This is a genomic window from Chroococcidiopsis sp. [FACHB-1243] (assembly GCF_014696895.1).
In the GTDB taxonomy this organism is placed as follows: Bacteria; Cyanobacteriota; Cyanobacteriia; order Cyanobacteriales; family Chroococcidiopsidaceae; genus Chroococcidiopsis.
In genome coordinates this window covers 122,866-140,699 of record NZ_JACJQX010000015.1, presented here as the reverse complement: position 1 = coordinate 140,699, position 17,834 = coordinate 122,866, and the positions used below count along the sequence as shown (strand labels likewise).

Genomic DNA, 17,834 nt, shown 5'->3' with positions numbered 1-17,834 from the left:
GGTATCATCAATCGTTAACATTTATTATTTCTATTCAGCTCAAAAGTTATCACATTTTGGGCTGCTTTTTTATGGCGATTTCTTAACATTCAACACTTCTGGTTAAATTACAATTAAAACTCATGAATAGTGAAGAATTAGCGCGCTACATCGAAAGCACAGATGGGATATCTAAACCCTGGCTGCTATTGCAATTGCGCCTGAAGAAGCTGCAAGAGCGATCGCACCTACTCACGCCAGAGGAATATGCTAAAGAGTTGGCAGACATACACCAAAGTTTGATGAATCTGGGAGAATGGTGGCGGGGGATAGAGGACGAGGCGTTCGGAGTTGACTATCCTCTGTAGAGTAGCGACAACATTCTAGCTTTGCAGCCAAAACTTCTATGCCTAGAACTAAAAAAACAACCACTACACAAGAAATTGCTACTGAAATTAATTTCACAGATCCGCAGTACTACTTCAATCGCGAGTTGAGCTGGTTAGAGTTTAATAATAGAGTTTTACATGAAGCGTGCGACCCGCGATCGCCTTTACTAGAACGATTGAAGTTCTTAGCAATCTTCAGCTCTAACTTAGATGAATTCTTTATGGTGCGTGTAGCAGCTTTACGCCAGCAACTAGCGGCTAAAGTCAGCAAACTCAGTCCAGACGGACGCACCCCAGAAGAACAGCTAGAAGCAATTGCTCAACGCCTGCGTCCCTCGGTATCGCAACAACACAGTCATTTCGAGCAAGTCCTTAGACCCGCTTTAGCGCGAGAAGGAATTTATATTTTAGACTACATGGACTTGAACCAGGAACAGCGGACGTACCTGGAACATTACTTCGACGAACAAATATTTCCCGTCCTCACCCCTCTTGCGGTAGATCCGAGTCACCCCTTTCCCCACATTTCTAATCTCAGCTTGAATTTAGCTGTAGTCATGAAAAATCCAGTGACGGAAGAAGAATTATTTGCACGGGTGAAAGTGCCAAAAGTCTTACCGCGATTTTTGCCACTTCCAGAAGAACTGCGGGTACAACACCATGACAAACCCGCGCATTGGACGGGAGTACCTCTAGAACAAGCGATCGCCCATAACTTAGAATCCTTGTTTCCAGGGATGAATATTTTAGAATATCACCTGTTTCGGATCACCCGCGACGCTGACATAGAACTAGAAGAAGACGAAGCCGACGATTTATTATTGGCGATCGAACAAGAACTGCGCAAGCGCCGTATTGGTGGATCGGCAGTTAGGCTCGAAATTCACTCTCAAATGCCAGACCTAGTACGTAATAGACTCTTACGAGAACTCGATTTAGAAGAAAGGGCAGTTTACGAAATTGATGGCATATTGGGACTAGGAGATTTAATGTCATTTATGGCATTACCGCTACCAGAACTGAAAGATCCACCTTGGAAATCCGTCGTTCCTCCACGCTTACAACGCCTCAATCCTGCTTTAGCAGATACCGAAGAAGGAACTGATTTTTTCAGCCTGATTCGAGAAAAGGATGCTTTAGTTCACCACCCATATCATTCTTTTTCCTCCACCGTACTGCGGTTTATTAGCAGTGCCGCTCACGACCCGGATGTTTTAGCGATTAAAATGACGCTGTATCGCACCTCTGGCGATTCCCCCATTCTTAACGCTTTGATCGCCGCCGCTGAAAACGGTAAACAAGTCGCAGTTTTAATGGAACTCAAAGCGCGGTTTGACGAAGAAAATAACATTTACTGGGCGCGACGGTTAGAAAAAGCTGGAGTTCACGTAGTCTATGGCGTTGTCGGACTGAAAACCCACTCGAAAATCGTTATGGTCGTGCGGCGGGAAACAGATCGCATCCGACGTTACGTCCATATCGGCACGGGTAATTACAATCCCAAAACAGCCAGAATTTATACTGACATGGGACTCTTTAGCTGTCGGGAGGAATTGGGAGCCGATCTGACAGACTTATTTAATTACTTAACTGGATATTCGCGTCAACAATCATATCGCAAGCTATTGGTTGCACCAGTTAATTTGCGCGATCGCATGGTGGCTTTAATTCAGCGCGAAATCGAGTGCTGTAGAAATGGTGGTACTGGTCGGATCGTAGCGAAAATGAATGCTTTGGTCGATCCGCAAATTATTGCTACCCTCTACGAAGCCTCTCGTGCTGGCGTGCAAATCGATCTAATTATTCGAGGAATGTGCTGTTTGCTACCCGGACTTAAGGAAGTGAGCGAGAATATTCGTGTTATAAGTATCGTTGGGCGCTTTTTAGAACACTCCCGTATTTTCTATTTCCACAATAATGGGGAAGAAGAGATTTATATCGGCAGTGCTGATTGGATGCCACGCAATCTCGATCGCAGGGTTGAGGCTGTCACCCCAATTGACGATCGCCATCTTGCCAAAGATTTACAAGAAATTCTCGGAGTCATGCTTGCCGATAATCGCCAAGCTTGGGACTTACAGCCTGATGGACATTACATTCAACGCCGTCCTGCCCCTAACACTCCCCAATCGAGTTCTCAGAAGATATTTATGGAAATGGCTCTCAATCCAGGAACAACCAGTGACTAGGTATGAGTGGTGCATGATGCGTGGTTTAATTATGAATTGAATCGTCTTCCTTGTCTCCCTTGTCCCCCTTGTCTCTTACTAACAATCAACAACTATTAACAGTCCTCCCTACATTCCACCGTAGGGCAGAGGTAATTTTACCTTGAACAAAAATATACTGTGAAAATCAATAGTTTACGATCGTCCGCCCTGGTAATCTTATTCGGTTTAAAATGCTGATGTTATCTTGCGAACCTTCCATTGTTAAAGTCTTGGTTGTAGACGATCACGAACTTACTCGTCTAACTCTGAAGCTAGCGATCGCTCACCAGGAAAATTTAGAACTAGTAGGATTAGCCAGTAACGGCAAAGAAGCTGTAGAAATGACGCAGCGCTTTCATCCAGATGCGATTGTGCTTGACTTGCAAATGCCAGTTATGGATGGTTGGAGTGCTGCTGCCAAGATTAAAGATATTCAGCCAGAAACTCAAATTATCGCCTATTCTTCTGTAGAAGATCCAAAACTCCACGACCGTCAAGCAATTGCCTGCTTTGATGCAATCTGCAAGAAAGACATCGCTACTCCAGAATTAATCAACATCATTAAAGAATTAAAACAACAACAACAAGAAATAAATCGCTCGTAAACAATGGTTTGAAAAAGATGAGTTCGTAGCGGGCAAGAAGATTTGTTAGCACTGGAAAGCGATTCTATAAATCGGCTTCCGGTGCTTTTTGTTGAGAAGGGGGGCAAATAATAGATTAGTTAGTCGCGTTGTCAGGAAAAGTGCGCTTAAATTCATCAAGTAAGTCGTCCATTTCTTCTAAAGCTTGATTGACATCTATTCTGAGCGTACCTAAGTTAGGTTGTTCTAACAAGCGCAACAATGATTCGCGTTTTTCTTCAACTAACACAATTCTTGCTTTCAAAGTTTCAATATCCATCGTTGAGTCCTTGTTTCATTCTGCCCTTATTGTAGTAGAAATCAAAAGTGAAAAGTCAAAAGTTAAAAGTCAAAAGCAGAAGTTGTTTCATCTCATCTGCACCTGAAGCTCCCCTACTCCCGACTCCCGACTCCCGACTCCCGACTATTTGATTCACCAGATTCTAGTTGTTTAGCAGTAAAAGCAATTTCTCTAGCTGTCGTACCTATATCGAGTTTACCTACTATCCTTTCTGACTGAAACTGACTAGAAATTGCGATCGCATTTACAACTGCTGTTACAGGTCGGCGACAGATTGTCGCTAAAGGGATATTACCAGTTAACTGCAAGGTGCGATCGCTTAGTTTTCCTGTGAGAGTCGGTCTTTTTTCTCCAACCCTAGCCTTGTGCGAGCTACTCTCTGCTAACAATAAAGACCCGTTTAAGTAAATCCCAGATTGCTGTATGTCTAACACCAAGTTTGATAACTCCAAACAATCAGGCAAATTTTGGTCGAGAGACAACAGATAACGCCCTTGAATTGAAGTTTGTGCTTTAAGATTAGCCTCCCCATATGCAGAAACAACTTTAAATAACAGTAAAACCGAACCAATTGCAATACCGTAAAAAGCTAAAGATTTGAGATTGAAATGGTTTTTCATTGTTACTTGTCATTCGTCATTGGTCATTTGTTATTTATGAATAGCTAGTCACCGAATTTTTATCTAGCCACTAGCCACCAGTCACTAACCACTAATAACATCAAGATGAGAACTGACTTGACTGTGGCGACGGGCAATTAGTAAGGAAGATTGACACTGGATTGCTAATTCATCTGTGTACCTGCCTAGAGTTTGTCGTTCAATTCCCCAAGCGCGACTCATGCCAACTATGGTTAAATCGACACGGGCTGATGCTTCTACGACTGCGAGAATCGGTTCGGAAGTTTCTTTTGGTTGAATTATAGAAATGCGATCGCGCACTTTCTGCGGCAGTTGTTGCATGATGTTGCGTAACTCGTTACTGAACTCGCTTGGCGCTGGTGTTGCTTGCAGTACTGACAAAAATGCCGTGTCGCAATTCGCTAGCAAGCGTAGAGCTATGACTAACGCTAGGTCATCGTGAATATTGCCAACATAAGGCACTAGCAGCGATTCTAAGTTTTGTTTGCCGCGATCGATGTATACGGCTACGTCTACTGGAGCAAGGCTGAGAATTTGACCGACACGCCCGCCTAATCGATTGTTACTAAAAGCCGGACGATGCCAACCAACAACGATTAAACTAACGCTGTCAAGTTTGGCAATCTCGGTTGTCGCTCTAGCAACGTCGTTGCTGACGCGAACGATGGGATGAATCAGAGAACGAATTGACGGTGGTTCTAGAGTTTGGATTAATTCTTCTAGCTGTTGGTAACGCTCTTGAATTAACCTGTCAGCGGCTTCTGGAGTGCTTTGGAAAGCGTAGTCTTCTTCAATTTCGATCAAACTGAGTGGATGGACGATCGCAGCAGCCGATCGCCCGCCAGCGATCGCTGCTGCTAATTGCAACAGTCCTTGCTGGGTACTGGGATTTGCGACTGGGACTAAAATTCTATACGCCGGAGTTACAGGCTCTATATCACCTGCTTGTGGTGGTTCTGGTTCTACCAAATCTAATTTAATCAGTCGCTTCGGATACGTCCATTCCAGCAGTGGTGAGGTCATAAACGTTGTCACCAATGCCATAATCACCAGCATGGTAAACAGTAAAGGCGAGATCACACCTAGACTCAAACCAATGTTAAGGACGATCAACTCTGTCAAGCCACGGGTATTCATTAACCAACCCAAGGCTGATGCTTCCCGTTTATCGATGCCACTGACACGCGCCGCTACATAAGTACCGATGTACTTTCCGGCGATCGCCACTGCCAGAACTAATAAACACAACAGCCATAATTCAGGGCGGTTGAGCAAACCAATTTGAGTTCTGATCCCGCTGTAGGCAAAAAAGACGGGGAGTAGAAAGATTAAAACAAAATCTTCCGTCTTTTGGGCAATCTCCCGCACCAGATCGTGGTCTTTGGGCATGACTGCACCGACTAAGAACGCCCCAAAAATCAAGTGAATGCCGATGACTTCGGTAATTAAAGCAGAGATGACCACCCCCATATAAATGCAAGCCAAGAGAAATTGCGTCAAACGTCCGGTACGATGAAAGAGTTTGGCAACATACCGTAAACACCAGCGCCCTGCTGTCACCATCAAGCCTATGTAGACGATCGCCGCAATAATTGTCGGGATAGCCTTGACAAAATCACCTTCTTTTGCAACTGCGATCGCCACTGCCAAAACGCACCAAGCCGTGACATCATCCACTGCGGCGCACGTTAGAGCCAAAGTTCCCAAGCGCGATCGCTGCAAGTTATTCTCGGTAATAATCCGCGCTAAGACGGGAAAAGCAGTAATTGACATTGCTGCGCCCAGAAACAGGGCAAAAGCAGTGAAGGAAACACTCCCATCAGATACCAAGGGATAGAGAATGATGGCTGAGAGCGTCCCTAAAGAAAAAGGCACTAAAATACTGACGTGAGAAGTAAGGATTGCTATATCTAACTGTCCGCTCAAGTATTTAGGATTTAGCTCTAAGCCAATTAAAAACATGAAAAAGATCAGTCCGATCTGAGACAGCACGTTTAAGTAAGGAAGTGTTTCAGAGGGAAACAATGCTGCGGCAAGATCTGGGGCAATTAAACCAAATAGCGAGGGACCAAGCATAATTCCCGCGATGATTTCACCTATGACCAGCGGTTGCTTGATCCAGCGACATCCCATTCCCACAATCCGCGAGAGTGCTATGACGATCAGCACTTCAATTAAAACGAGAATGACTGCGTGCATAACTTCCTCCAGCAGCAGATGCCCCTATGATGATCTTTTAATCATCTCTATAGTGTCAACTCATTAGCAATTTACTGCTGCGGTACGCGCCAAACATCGATTGTACTATTGCCAGTCCCGCTGACTAATGTTTGTCCATTGGGACTGAAGGCGACGGCATTAAAATAGTCTGCATTTCCTGTCACGTAGCCGATTAAGGTGTGGCGTAACTTGCCTGTCTCCAGATTCCACAACTTTCCAAAGTACGCATTCCTTCTGCCCCTATCATCTGTCCTCTGCCTTATCTTCACTTTGACGAAGCTAATTTATCTGCAATGCGGGTAGTTTCTGGCAGACGATATTTTGGCGTACATTGCAAAACATAATCGATCGCGGTGGCTAAGCTAACTCGATGTCCGCTAGAAATATATAGTGGTTTTGTCCCAGTTCTGGTTCTAAGCACTGCACCAATAGTTTCTCCTTTATCGGTTAATAGTTGCCAACTACCTCGTGCTTCTGGGACTTCTTGATGTTTGCCAATCAGTAAAGACTTTGCCACACCTATAGTTGGTAGATCCACAATTAACCCCAAGTGACAAGCAATTCCAAATCGGCGCGGATGAGCAATTCCCTGACCGTCACACAAAATCATATCGGGCGTAGTGTTAATTTTTTCCAGAGCATCGAGAACGGCGGGAACTTCCCGAAATGATAAAAATCCTGGGATATAGGGAAAACTTGTCGGACGACGCGCGATCGCTGTTTCTTGCAATTGCAGACTGGGAAAACTTAGCACGGCAACCGCAGCTCGACTTATCGTACCATTTGCCTCAAAACCCATATCTACGCCTGCAACATACTTTACTGGTGTCGGAATTTTATCTGTAGTAATAATTTCACCTCGTAATTTTTCTTGAATTGCGATCGCTTCTGCTGTAGTTAAAGCCCAAGTATGGCGTTGGTTAATTTTCATGAATCAGTTGTCAGTTGTCAGTTATCACTTATCAGTGTAGAGACGTTACATGTAACGCCTGTACAAAGTTATCAGTTATCAGCAACCAGTTATCGATAACTCAGGAAGACGGTTATCTTAAGATTTTTAGCAATTTTACCCAAATTCTATTATTTGAGCGCTTAATACAATTAAAACCAAACAGTACGAATTAGTAATGAATAATTGGGATTTAATAACTGAATAAATCAGTAGACAGCGACTTGACTTTTCACCTAACCACTAGCCACTAGCCACTAATTTTATGAGAAACAGCGATTATCTTAAAACAAGTTTGCCCTTTGCTGGCGGTATCGTTCTATTAATTGTTGCATTCATCTTTCGTCCTTTTGCGATCGTTAATGCAGGGCAAAGAGGCGTAATGATGCAATTTGGCAAAGTTCAAGAGGGAATTCTCGATGAAGGGTTACACGTAATTATGCCCTTTGTTACTACAGTTAAAACTTTGAGCGTGCGCGTTCAGAAAAGTAGTTTTAATGCTGATGCTGCTTCTAGAGACTTGCAAAAAGTCACCACAGAACTAGCTGTTAACTGGCACATCGATCCTACACAGGTCAATAAGATTTTTCAACGAGTTGGGGATGAAGAACAAATTGTTGACGGGATCGTTACTCCAGCTGTCTCTGAAGTTCTCAAAGCGGCAACTGCAAAAAAAACTGCGGAAGAAATTATTACCAAAAGAACAGACTTAAAAGCAGAAATTGACGATGCTCTAAAATCTCGTCTGGGAGATTATGGAGTCATGGTAGACGACGTTTCTCTAGTGAATTTTTCCTTCTCGCCAGAATTTAGCAAAGCTATTGAGTCAAAACAAATTGCCGAACAGGAAGCCAAGCAAGCAGATTTTGTTGCTTTAAAAGCGACAAAAGAAGCGCAAGCAGAAGTTAACCGTGCTAAAGGACAAGCAGAAGCGCAAAGATTGCAGCGACTTACTTTAACTCCAGAAATACTGCAAAAACAAGCGATTGAAAAATGGGATGGGCGTTTCCCTACAGTTATGAGCGGTAACAGTAGTCTACCTTTAATAAATATCAATCCTGCTGAATTGAACAATAAAAAATAATTATGAGCGATCGGTTGATGGTTGACTGATAACTGTAGGGGCGGGTTTTGACTCTCGATCTACTGTTTTAATGGTTAATCTGTTGGCTAAACCCGCCCCTACAATAACTGATAACTGTTACTTAAACTTTTTGCTTGCATTCATAATATCTCTTGTACTCTTCGTCTAAATTCTCTCGATTGGGAAACTTTTTATACAAAATTTTTTGCTGGAGTGGCTGTAAGCTCTTATAGTAGTTATTTATATTTAAAAATCACAGAAAAACATTTATACCGAACTTCCTTTTGTTCTACGTAAAATGAATGCCTATTCCTAAAGATATAAGTCAACTGGTATAGCGAGACACTTTTTATTTGTGCCAGCTACCTTAATACTAGTTAGTGGATAGAACGTTCTATTTAATAGCACCAGTCTTGGTGGAATGCATTAGTTACTGGGTGCGGGCGCTGACTGTTTAGCCCCGCTCGCCCTTTTCACTTGACTGTGGTGCTTCAGAGTGAGTCCGTAAGTCCGTAAGATTGTCCAAATCAAGTAGGAATAAGGCAAAACAATGAAACCGCTGATTTCCCCAGAAGAACTTGCGACTTTAGTGAAGCAGGAGCCAATAGCGATCGTTGACACTCGCGCTCCAGAAGAGTACGCAATTGCCCATATTCCTGGCGCAGTCAATATTCGCGAAATTTTTACTTATTTAGCTGCCTCTACACCTGAAGGATTGAATAGCCTGCACGCGGAATTTGCCAAACTTTTAGGCGCAGCTGGTATTTCAGGTAGAGAAAAGATTGTCATCTACGAAGAGGCAATGAATAAAGGCTTTGGACAATCTTGTCGAGGATACTTTCTGCTGAAGTATTTTGGTTGTCAGCAAGTATCCGTATTGCATGGGGGTTATCAAGCTTGGTTGAAGATGGGATTGCCGACAACTGCGGAAGTTCCTACACCAGAACCAACAACGTTTGTGATGGACATCGATCCGGCAATTATGGTGACTACAGAACAGATGTTGCAGTCTTTGGACGACCCAGCCATTATCAAGTTAGACGTGCGCGATCGCGATGAGTGGATGGGTGACAGTTCTTCTCCTTATGGTGTAGATTTCTGTCCCCGCAAAGGTAGGATTCCCGGTGCGGTTTGGATTGAGTGGTATGACTTCATGGTTCCCAATGCTGAAATTCCTACACTCCGTTCCAAAGAAGAAGTTTTAGCGATGTGTGAGAAGGTGGGCATTACTCCAGAATCAACGGTGTATGTCTACTGTTTCAAAGGCTCTCGCGCCTCCAACACCTTAATCGCTCTTCAAGAGGCTGGAATTAAAAATGTGAGAAACTATTTTGCTTCTTGGAATGAATGGTCTCGCGATCCATCTTTACCAATTGAGACAGGCAAACCAGCGAACAGTAACCAGTTACCAGTGACTAGTTATCAGTGAACGAAGGGAGCAGGGCAGGGGAGAAGAGAGCAGAAGGGCAGAGGGGCAGAGGAGCAACTACCAACTACTAATTACCCATTACCAATTGCTTTTGTAGTTGATACATGCGATCGAACAATTGCCAGCAATACTGTTCTGACAAACCGCAGGTCACTGCACCTCTAAGAACTACATCAAAATACCAGTCGTTTGGGGGCATTTCTGTTGTTAGTTTATTCACGACAACGTATGTCCTCACGCCTTTGTAGATACGTTCTCGGCTGTGGACGCTGATTCTTTCGTGACGATACCAATTTTCAGAGACTCCCTCACGGCGATCGAGGGCTTGGCTCAGGCGTTTTGGTAGCATGTACAATACCCCTTCCACGCTAGCTGTTTTATCGGGGACGACATCCAATACACCAGAGTTTCGCAACGGAGAATAGGAATAAAAGCCTAACCTGTAGCCTTTGAGAGTCGCAGGACCGATCGCATATACATGTGTTTTTTCACCGAGCGATCGCTTTAAATCTACCGGACACATACAAGAGCCGTAAGCAAAATAGTAAAACATCGGTTCGCGTTGCTGTTGCTGACTCAAATAGGCATTACCGATCGCGGTTTTACCGATAGTTTCATCGGTGCTTGCTACCTCTTGCAACTGTCCCAGCCTGCTCATAAGCTCATAATATTACTTGCTACGTGCATCATATCAAACTACTTAGCCTAAAGCAACATATCTCGATAAACTAACCGTAGATTGAGATGGGTAATGGGTAGTTGGTAGTTGATTGTTGACGTTGACCGACTTACGACTTACATTGACAAACTCAATTGCGAGCCATTTTGAGTCTTGACGACTTCAATGCGGGCTTGGAAAGCTTCTTTGAAATAGGGCATATGCGTCACTGCGAGGATGCAGGAAAAGTCAGCCGCGATCGCGTTGACTGCGGCAATTAGGCGATCGCATCCTTCTTGGTCTTGCGTACCAAACCCCTCATCAACAATCAATAATTGTAAAGATGCTCCTGCTCTTTGGGCTAATAATCTCGCCAGGGCTAGTCTAATGGCGAAGTTAATCCGAAATGCCTCGCCGCCAGAGTAGGTTTCGTAAGGTCTGGTTCCCCGTGCGTCGGCAATTAAAATATCTAAGGTATCGATCGTTTTGGCATTTTTCTTCGCTGCGCGTCCGCTCCGTCCGGTTTTTTGCGTAATAAATTGGACGTGCAGCTGGTTGGCAGATAGCCGCGCTAACAATTGGTTGGTTTCAGCTTCAAGTTGAGGTAACAGATTTTCAATCATCAGCGCTTGAATGCCATTTTTACCGAACGCTTGCCCTAATTCTTGATAAACTCGCTGCTGACGACGAGCGACTTGGAGCTGTTGCTGCTGTTGTTCTTGTTGAGCCTGCATCGCGGCTAATTGCTGAGATTGCTGCTGCAAGCGTCCTAACTGACTGAGGAGATCGTCGAGTTGGCGGCGACGAAACGCCAATTGCGATTCTAGAGTTTGAATTTCAGTTGTAGTGTTGGGAGACTGTTCTAGTTTTTGAATCACTTCTTCAATCTGAACCGTAATGACTTGTCGTTCGGCGGTTCTGGCTTGTACGGCTTCAGCTAGATCGCGCGATCGCTGCTCTAGTTGAGGATACTGTTCTTGAGCTGAGAGTAGTTGTTGATAGCTCAATTGCCACACTTGGGCTTGTCGAATTGTCGTTCTGAGGGCGCTGTGTCGATCCGGATCGTAACCGATTTCGTCAATGCGATCGGCGATCGCGGCTATTTGTTTAGCACATTCAGACTCAACTTGATATTGCTCGATTTGCTGAGACAAATCGTCAATTTGCGCTCTCATCTCCGGCTGTCGGGCGATAATTTGTGCCTGTCGCTTTTGAGCATCTTTAATTTGTGCCTGTCGCACTTCTGCCCATCGCAATTTATCGACCTCACTCCGCGCTAAAGCATGGCTTTCTTCGCTGTAGTTGAGTCGCTGAAGTTGAGAATTGAGTTCGTTTAATTCTGTTTGTAAATCGGCGGCGTAGTCTCCCTGGGCTAGCGATCGCTCTAGATGATGTTTTTCTGCTGCAATTTGTTCCAAACGAGTTTGTAACTCATCGCTAGCAGATAGTTGTGCGATCACTTGTCCCCGTTGCTCTCGTAAAGCATCGTATTGGGTAAGTTTCTGCGCGACTTCCCGATATCGTCGTCGCAGTTCTTGAATTTCAGTTTCCGTGACTACCAACTGTTCTCGGACAACTATAAATTGTTCTTCAGTATCCCTTTTCTGTTCTTTGGTTTTGTTTACGACGCGATTCCAATGATGTTCGTCTAAAGGACGCTCGCACAAAGGACACACCGCATCTGGTACGGAGAGCATTTGAATTTTTTGCTCGACTTCTCCTAATTGCTTTTCAAATTCTCGTTGTTGCTCTTGCAGGCGTTCTAGAAAATGGCGGCGTTCCTGTCCTTTTTCCCGTACCCGTTCGATGTAGACTTTATCTTTCTCTAGCTGCTCGATTTGAACTGCTACGTCTGTCGCAGTTTGTTGTAGCTGCGATTGTGCCGATTGCTGTTGGCTCAAGGTAATTTGTTGCGTTTCCAGTTCTTCTAGTTTGGCAGTTAACCGCGCTTGGACTTTATCAATTTGAGCTTGCAGGGTATTACGCCGCTGGATCAAAGGAGAAACTTGGAGTTGCAGCCGATCTAAATTTGCCAAGCGATCGCGGGCGGCAGCGAGTTGTAAGATTCCTGCTTCTACTTCCGCCGATTTGCTCAGAGCTTGTTGGGTTTCCTGTTCTTGCTGTTGTAAGATAACTAGTTGACCTTCAGCACGTTGTAATTGACGCTGAAGTTCGTTGACTTGCTGTACGAGTTGCTGCTGTAATTGAGTGTGCTGTTGTTGGGCGTGGCTGTATTCCTGAAATTTAGTGCTGACTTCTTCTTCCTGCCCTAAGAGATCTTGATAGTGTTGGTATCCGGCTTGAATTTCCGGCTCTCGATTTAAAATCTCTGCTACAGCTGCCAGTTGAGACTCGATCGCTAATTGCTCTTGTTGAAGGCGATCGCGATCTGCTGTTAGATTTTGAGATTGCTGTTTGAGGAAACTTAATTGTTGTTCCCAGTTTTGTTGTTGGCTGCGAATGACTTGTAAGCTTTTGAGTTGAATGTCATCAAAAGCTTGTTCCTGCTGCAACTGGTTGACTTGAGCTTCAATTTCTGCTAGCTGAGTGGCGATCGCTTCTTGTTGTTGTAGTTGGGTGGCAAGCGATTGCAAAGCCTGTTCTAATTGATCGGCTTGGGCGCGGAAAGATTTCGACAGATCTTTTGCCTGTTCTTCCAGTTCGTCATATCGATGCAGTTTGAGTAACTCTGCCAAAATTTCTTTGCGTTCGTTTGGACGCTTGAGCATGAATTCGTCAGCTCGTCCCTGACGCAAGTAAGCTGAGTTAACAAATGTTTCGTAGTCCAGCTTAACGTGTTCTAAAATTAATGACTGAGTGGCTCGGACTCCCTTTTCAGTTAGCGAGCGAAAGCCTTGTGGGGTTTCAACTTGAAACTCTAGGGAACTGCTTTGTCCTCGGTAACGGGTACGAATCACGCGATATTTGTGGCGATCGCTGTAAAACAGAAAATCAACCCGTACTTCTTTAGCTCCAGAGTGGATGATATCATCTTCCGCTACAGCACGACTTTGACCCCAAACCGCCCAGGTAATCGCTTCGAGTAGAGACGATTTACCCGCGCCATTCGAGCCACATATACAAGCAATATGTAACCCGCTAAAATCAAGAGTCGTCTCGCGATAACTGAGGAAGTTTTTGAGTATAAGTTGGACTGGAATCATTTAGGCTACTGCGTCACACCCTCGATCTAGAAGTAACAGTACAGATGCACTGTTACCTAGTTTATTGTAGTAAAAAATTGATAATGGTAATTGGTAATTGGTAGTTGGTAGTTGGTAATCGATCGCTAGCGACAGCAAATACCTTCTAGTTCACCACCAAAACGATCTAATAAATCGCAAATGATAACATTTTTTTAAAACAACGCTACAGAAGATCTTCCCAACTCCTCTTAATAACGGAGATTTTTTGGAGAGTGTCGCAGTTCTCCGATCTTCCAACCCCAATGAGTTAGAAGTTAAGAAAAAAGTTACATATGGGGTAAATTGGTACGCTCGACGACCAATTACCAATTACCAATTACCAATTACCAACTCATAATGGAGGACTAAACCAATGACGGCGAAAAAAATTTTGATGCTGGTTGGTGACTACGTAGAAGATTATGAAGTCATGGTTCCATTCCAGGCGCTACAGATGGTAGGACATACAGTTCATGCTGTTTGTCCTGATAAGAAAGCAGGGGAAAAGGTACGCACGGCGATACACGATTTTGAAGGCGACCAAACTTACAGTGAGAAGCCAGGACATAACTTTGCCTTAAACGCCTCCTTCGATGAAGTTAAAGCCGAAAACTACGACGCTTTAGTCATACCAGGCGGTAGAGCGCCAGAATACATCCGCTTAAATCAAAAAGTTTTAGATATTGCACGCCACTTTGCCCAAACCAACAAACCAATTGCGGCAATTTGTCATGGCGTACAAGTCCTAGCAGCAGCCGATGTATTACAAGATAAGAGTTGCACTGCATACCCAGCCTGCGGACCCGATGTAATGAAAACTGGTGGTTTATACGTTCACATTCCTCCAGACGAGGCGATGGTGGATGGTAACTTGGTTACAGCACCCACATGGCTAGCTCATCCTAACTGGTTAGCAGAATTTCTCAAGTTGTTGGGAACCAAAATTGAGCATTTAGCAGGGAGCAGGGAACAGGGAGCAGTTATCGAGTAAAAGTTAGCAGGTAAAAGTTGGGGATTCTAACTCTCACTAACAAAGTTAAAGAATGATTCTTAGTTCGTGGGAAGTGTAGATCGCTATGGCTAAGCGTTAGAAGTCGAGCAGTAGCATCACGATCTATAGCGCCACAACAGAAAAAACTCTTGGGAGTCTTGCCGTGTTTCGACCCCAAGAGCTTTTTCTTTAATACCACTCCTCACACACAACTTTAGTTTAGGCTACTCCTCTAGGGGAAAACAGTAGCGAGTGACACTTTGCAAATTGGTTATCAGGGAGCAGGGACGAGCTGGGAGCTGGGAGCAGAATTAAGACAAGGGGGACAAGGGGGACAAGGGAGCAACAACCAACAACCAACAACTAACAACCAACAACAAATGACCTACCATTTTTACAGTACCCTAGAGCAGCACCATACAACAGCTTGACATGAGTGCTAATGCAATTCGGACTTCTCAACTGTGTCGGAGTTTTGGTAATGTTACGGCTTTGGACAACTTATCGCTGGAAGTCCCGCAAGGAATTGTGTTTGGCTTTTTGGGGGCGAATGGTTCTGGTAAAACTACAACAATTAGGCTTCTACTAGGAATTTTAGAGCCAACGGCTGGTCAAGCTGAGGTACTGGGTTTCGATTGCCGTACCCACTCCCACGCCATTCGCCAGCGCACGGGTGCTTTGCTAGAACACCCAGGACTTTACGAACGACTCAGCGCAGAAGATAACTTAGAATTTTACGCTCGGGCTTGGCGCATTCCCACAGCCAAAAGGCGATCGCGGATTCAAGAATTACTTTCACACATGGGTTTGTGGCAGCGCCGCCATCAAAGAGTCGGAGAATGGAGTCGGGGCATGAAACAAAAACTCGCGATCGCTAGGGCGATGTTACATTCTCCGCCATTAATCTTTCTCGACGAACCTACCATCGGACTCGATCCCGTCGCTGCTGCTGCTTTGCGCGACAACATTCAGGAAATGGTAGCGCAGGAAGGAGTGACAGTATTCTTAACGACTCACAACTTGGCAGAAGCCGAAAAATTGTGTCAGCAAGTCGGCGTGATTCGTCAAGGTAAACTTTTAGCAGTAGGACATCCCGATCGGTTGCGATCGCAAGCTGGCAATCCCAAACTAGAAATTATCGGACGTGGATTTACAGCAAATGCAATCGATTGGTTAGAGTCTCAACCGCTCATTGCTGAGATTAACATTTCTAAAATTAACAATGAGAGCGATCGCTTAACTATCTCTCTACATCAACTCATCAGTTCTGCTCCCATCGTCAAAATGTTAGTCCAAGCTGGAGTAGAAGTAGAAGAAGTTCGCAAAGTCAGCCCTACGCTGGAAGAGGTTTTCTTAAGCTTGATGGAACAGTAGAGAAATTCGGAATGCGGAATGCGGAATTCGGAATTAATTTCTCCCTCGGCTCTCTTCCCCGACTCCCGACTTCTGTACGGGCGGGTTTATTCGCTCAATTCTGGGTTGTTTCAGGGATATCCTGGAAAAACCCGCCCCTACGGCTCCCGACTCCCTATTCACTCGCTTCTGGTTTCAGTAAAGGAAAGGCGATCGCATCCCGAATACTGGCACAATCAGTTAAGAGCATCACTAGGCGATCGATCCCGATGCCTACACCACCAGTAGGTGGCAAGCCGTACTCTAAAGCTGTGAGAAAGTCTTCGTCTACTCCCTGTGCTTCTAAATCTCCAGCTGCTTTACGGGCTGCTTGTGCTTCTAATCGCTGTCTTTGATCGATCGGATCGCTCAACTCAGAAAATCCGTTGGCGGTTTCACGCCCAGCTACAAATAACTCAAATCGCTCTACCAAACCAGGCTTTGAGCGGTGAGGCTTGGAAAGCGGCGAAATTTCCACTGGATAATCGATGACATATGTAGGTTGAATCAGCGTGGCTTCACAAGTTTGTTCAAACGTCTCATTCAAGAGTTTGCCAATCGAAGTACATTCCTCAACTGCTTGAATTCCCGCTTGTTTTGCCGCAACCTTTGCCTCATCTAAACTTGAGAAAGCATTAAAGTCTAATCCTGTTTTCTCCTGTACGAGATCGTGCATCGTCACCCTGCGCCAAGGAGGTGTGAGATCGATCGCCTCATCTTGATAGGTAATTTGCAGCGTGCCTAAGACTTCCCGTGTCACAGTAGTAATGATATTTTCTACCAATTGCATTACGTCGTGATAATCGGCGTAGGCTTGGTAAATTTCAATCGAAGTAAATTCTGGGTTGTGGCGGGTAGAAACGCCCTCGTTCCGAAAAATTCGCCCCAATTCAAATACTTTCTCAAATCCACCCACAACCAACCGCTTGAGATGGAGTTCTGTGGCAATCCGCAGATACAAATCCATTTCTAGGGTGTTGTGATGAGTGATGAAGGGACGAGCATCAGCTCCGCCTGCTTCTGCTTGTAGTACGGGAGTTTCAATTTCAATAAAACCCTGCTGCTCCAAAAAGCGGCGAATTCCTGCCGTAATTTGAGCGCGACGGCGGAAAGTTTGGCGGACTTCTGGGTTGACGATTAAATCTACGTAGCGCTGGCGATAGCGCTTAGCCACATCAGTCAAACCATGCCACTTGTCGGGTAAGGGAAGTAAAGACTTGGTAAGAATAGCGTATTGGTTAACAAAAACTGATAACTCGCCCTTTTCCGTGCGTTTGATCGTTCCTTTTGCGCCTAAAATGTCCCCTGCGTCTGTCAATTGCTTCAGATGGTTGAAAGCATCTGGATCGATCTCTGCCATCGCAGTATCGATTCTTTTTTTATCTAGATATAACTGAATCGTGCCAGTCTCGTCTTGCAAGCCGAAGAAAGCCAGTTTGCCAAAAACGCGGCGCGCGATGATTCTACCCGCGATCGCTACTTCTATTTCTACCTCTTCCCCATTGGGTAAGTCGGCATACTTTTCTTGTAATTGAGCTGCATGGTGGGTAGATTCCCAACGATAAGCATAGGGATTTAAACCCAACTGCCGCAACTGCTCGACTTTCTCTAACCGCGTGGCACGGATATCTTCTTCTGCCATGACTACTTTCCTAAAGGGAACGCACTGATAAAGGGACGCAATCTTTGATTATAAAGAATTTGGCTTTGGTAATTGGTAATTGGTAGTTGGTAGTTGGTGGTTGACGGTTGACGGTTGACAGTTAGCTTATAACTGGTCACT

The 17,834-nt window shown here is 44.7% G+C and carries 17 protein-coding genes; 8 read left to right on the top strand and 9 right to left on the bottom strand.

All coding sequences use genetic code 11. The features are described 5' to 3' along the window. Positions 1-122 precede the first annotated feature (122 nt). The 3 genes from H6G17_RS13465 (at position 123) to H6G17_RS13455 (ending at position 3,183) form a co-directional block, all read left to right on the top strand. Positions 123-347, top strand: a complete 225-nt coding sequence (locus H6G17_RS13465; protein ID WP_192157866.1) for a hypothetical protein — start codon at positions 123-125, stop codon at positions 345-347. A gap of 38 nt (positions 348-385) precedes the next feature. Next, positions 386-2,557: a polyphosphate kinase 1 gene (gene ppk1, locus H6G17_RS13460; protein WP_192157864.1), complete on the top strand. Its 2,172-nt coding sequence runs from the start codon at positions 386-388 to the stop codon at positions 2,555-2,557. 212 nt (positions 2,558-2,769) lie between these two features. Continuing rightward, positions 2,770-3,183 carry a response regulator transcription factor gene (locus tag H6G17_RS13455; protein ID WP_192157862.1) on the top strand — a complete coding sequence of 138 codons (414 nt, stop codon included), beginning with the start codon at positions 2,770-2,772 and terminating at the stop codon, positions 3,181-3,183. Positions 3,184-3,298: 115 nt separating this feature from the next. Here H6G17_RS13455 and H6G17_RS13450 read toward each other — a convergent pair whose 3' ends face one another. From H6G17_RS13450 to nfi, 5 genes are all read right to left on the bottom strand, one after another. After that, positions 3,299-3,481: a hypothetical protein gene (locus H6G17_RS13450; protein ID WP_015154755.1), complete on the bottom strand. Its 183-nt coding sequence runs from the start codon at positions 3,479-3,481 to the stop codon at positions 3,299-3,301. A gap of 113 nt (positions 3,482-3,594) precedes the next feature. Further along, positions 3,595-4,122: a hypothetical protein gene (locus H6G17_RS13445; protein ID WP_192157859.1), complete on the bottom strand. Its 528-nt coding sequence runs from the start codon at positions 4,120-4,122 to the stop codon at positions 3,595-3,597. An 84-nt stretch (positions 4,123-4,206) separates the two neighbouring features. Beyond that, positions 4,207-6,342 carry a cation:proton antiporter gene (locus H6G17_RS13440; protein ID WP_192157857.1) on the bottom strand — a complete coding sequence of 712 codons (2,136 nt, stop codon included), beginning with the start codon at positions 6,340-6,342 and terminating at the stop codon, positions 4,207-4,209. Positions 6,343-6,413: 71 nt separating this feature from the next. Further along, positions 6,414-6,575, bottom strand: a complete 162-nt coding sequence (locus tag H6G17_RS13435; protein WP_192157855.1) for a hypothetical protein — start codon at positions 6,573-6,575, stop codon at positions 6,414-6,416. A 53-nt stretch (positions 6,576-6,628) separates the two neighbouring features. Beyond that, the gene (gene nfi / locus H6G17_RS13430; RefSeq protein WP_192157853.1) at positions 6,629-7,294 is read right to left on the bottom strand and encodes a deoxyribonuclease V; all 666 of its coding nucleotides are present in this window, start codon (positions 7,292-7,294) and stop codon (positions 6,629-6,631) included. 283 nt (positions 7,295-7,577) lie between these two features. Here nfi and H6G17_RS13425 point away from each other — a divergent pair, with 283 nt between their 5' ends. Beyond that, on the top strand, positions 7,578-8,396 hold the full coding sequence (locus H6G17_RS13425) for a prohibitin family protein (RefSeq protein WP_192157851.1): 819 nt from the start codon (positions 7,578-7,580) through the stop codon (positions 8,394-8,396). Between the two features lie 550 nt (positions 8,397-8,946). Beyond that, positions 8,947-9,825 (top strand): sulfurtransferase, encoded by an 879-nt coding sequence (locus H6G17_RS13420; RefSeq protein ID WP_192157849.1) that lies wholly within the window; start codon positions 8,947-8,949, stop codon positions 9,823-9,825. A gap of 67 nt (positions 9,826-9,892) precedes the next feature. Here H6G17_RS13420 and H6G17_RS13415 read toward each other — a convergent pair whose 3' ends face one another. Beyond that, positions 9,893-10,378: a gamma-glutamylcyclotransferase gene (locus H6G17_RS13415; protein WP_347276430.1), complete on the bottom strand. Its 486-nt coding sequence runs from the start codon at positions 10,376-10,378 to the stop codon at positions 9,893-9,895. A 242-nt stretch (positions 10,379-10,620) separates the two neighbouring features. Further along, on the bottom strand, positions 10,621-13,647 hold the full coding sequence (gene sbcC / locus H6G17_RS13410) for an exonuclease subunit SbcC (protein ID WP_192157845.1): 3,027 nt from the start codon (positions 13,645-13,647) through the stop codon (positions 10,621-10,623). 394 nt (positions 13,648-14,041) lie between these two features. Here sbcC and H6G17_RS13405 point away from each other — a divergent pair, with 394 nt between their 5' ends. The 3 genes from H6G17_RS13405 to H6G17_RS13395 all read left to right on the top strand — a co-directional run bounded on the left by H6G17_RS13405 (position 14,042) and on the right by H6G17_RS13395 (position 16,033). Next, positions 14,042-14,659, top strand: a complete 618-nt coding sequence (locus H6G17_RS13405; protein WP_192157843.1) for a DJ-1/PfpI family protein — start codon at positions 14,042-14,044, stop codon at positions 14,657-14,659. 260 nt (positions 14,660-14,919) lie between these two features. Beyond that, a complete protein-coding gene (locus H6G17_RS13400) occupies positions 14,920-15,090 on the top strand; it encodes a hypothetical protein (RefSeq protein ID WP_192157842.1) in 171 nt (56 codons plus the stop codon). A gap of 1 nt (position 15,091) precedes the next feature. Continuing rightward, positions 15,092-16,033, top strand: a complete 942-nt coding sequence (locus H6G17_RS13395) for an ABC transporter ATP-binding protein (RefSeq protein WP_192157840.1) — start codon at positions 15,092-15,094, stop codon at positions 16,031-16,033. 154 nt (positions 16,034-16,187) lie between these two features. On the opposite strand, the gene lysS is transcribed toward H6G17_RS13395, so the two are convergent. Both lysS and H6G17_RS13385 read right to left on the bottom strand, forming a co-directional pair. Then, positions 16,188-17,693: a lysine--tRNA ligase gene (gene lysS, locus H6G17_RS13390; protein WP_192157838.1), complete on the bottom strand. Its 1,506-nt coding sequence runs from the start codon at positions 17,691-17,693 to the stop codon at positions 16,188-16,190. Positions 17,694-17,695: 2 nt separating this feature from the next. Then, entirely contained in the window at positions 17,696-17,833 is a 138-nt protein-coding gene (locus H6G17_RS13385) for a hypothetical protein (RefSeq protein ID WP_192157836.1), read from the bottom strand. Between the last annotated feature and the right edge of the window lies 1 nt (position 17,834).

Bases quoted from the DNA above. Each gene is read 5' to 3' on its own strand.
- H6G17_RS13405 (WP_192157843.1), top strand. From the start codon at position 14,042: ATGACGGCGAAAAAAATTTTGATGCTGGTTGGTGACTACGTAGAAGAT.
- H6G17_RS13455 (WP_192157862.1), top strand. From the start codon at position 2,770: ATGCTGATGTTATCTTGCGAACCTTCCATTGTTAAAGTCTTGGTTGTA.
- H6G17_RS13420 (WP_192157849.1), top strand. From the start codon at position 8,947: ATGAAACCGCTGATTTCCCCAGAAGAACTTGCGACTTTAGTGAAGCAG.
- H6G17_RS13415 (WP_347276430.1), bottom strand. From the start codon at position 10,378: ATGTTTTACTATTTTGCTTACGGCTCTTGTATGTGTCCGGTAGATTTA.
- H6G17_RS13445 (WP_192157859.1), bottom strand. From the start codon at position 4,122: ATGAAAAACCATTTCAATCTCAAATCTTTAGCTTTTTACGGTATTGCA.
- ppk1 (WP_192157864.1), top strand. From the start codon at position 386: ATGCCTAGAACTAAAAAAACAACCACTACACAAGAAATTGCTACTGAA.
- H6G17_RS13440 (WP_192157857.1), bottom strand. From the start codon at position 6,342: ATGCACGCAGTCATTCTCGTTTTAATTGAAGTGCTGATCGTCATAGCA.
- H6G17_RS13395 (WP_192157840.1), top strand. From the start codon at position 15,092: ATGAGTGCTAATGCAATTCGGACTTCTCAACTGTGTCGGAGTTTTGGT.
- H6G17_RS13425 (WP_192157851.1), top strand. From the start codon at position 7,578: ATGAGAAACAGCGATTATCTTAAAACAAGTTTGCCCTTTGCTGGCGGT.
- nfi (WP_192157853.1), bottom strand. From the start codon at position 7,294: ATGAAAATTAACCAACGCCATACTTGGGCTTTAACTACAGCAGAAGCG.
- lysS (WP_192157838.1), bottom strand. From the start codon at position 17,693: ATGGCAGAAGAAGATATCCGTGCCACGCGGTTAGAGAAAGTCGAGCAG.
- H6G17_RS13465 (WP_192157866.1), top strand. From the start codon at position 123: ATGAATAGTGAAGAATTAGCGCGCTACATCGAAAGCACAGATGGGATA.
- H6G17_RS13450 (WP_015154755.1), bottom strand. From the start codon at position 3,481: ATGGATATTGAAACTTTGAAAGCAAGAATTGTGTTAGTTGAAGAAAAA.
- sbcC (WP_192157845.1), bottom strand. From the start codon at position 13,647: ATGATTCCAGTCCAACTTATACTCAAAAACTTCCTCAGTTATCGCGAG.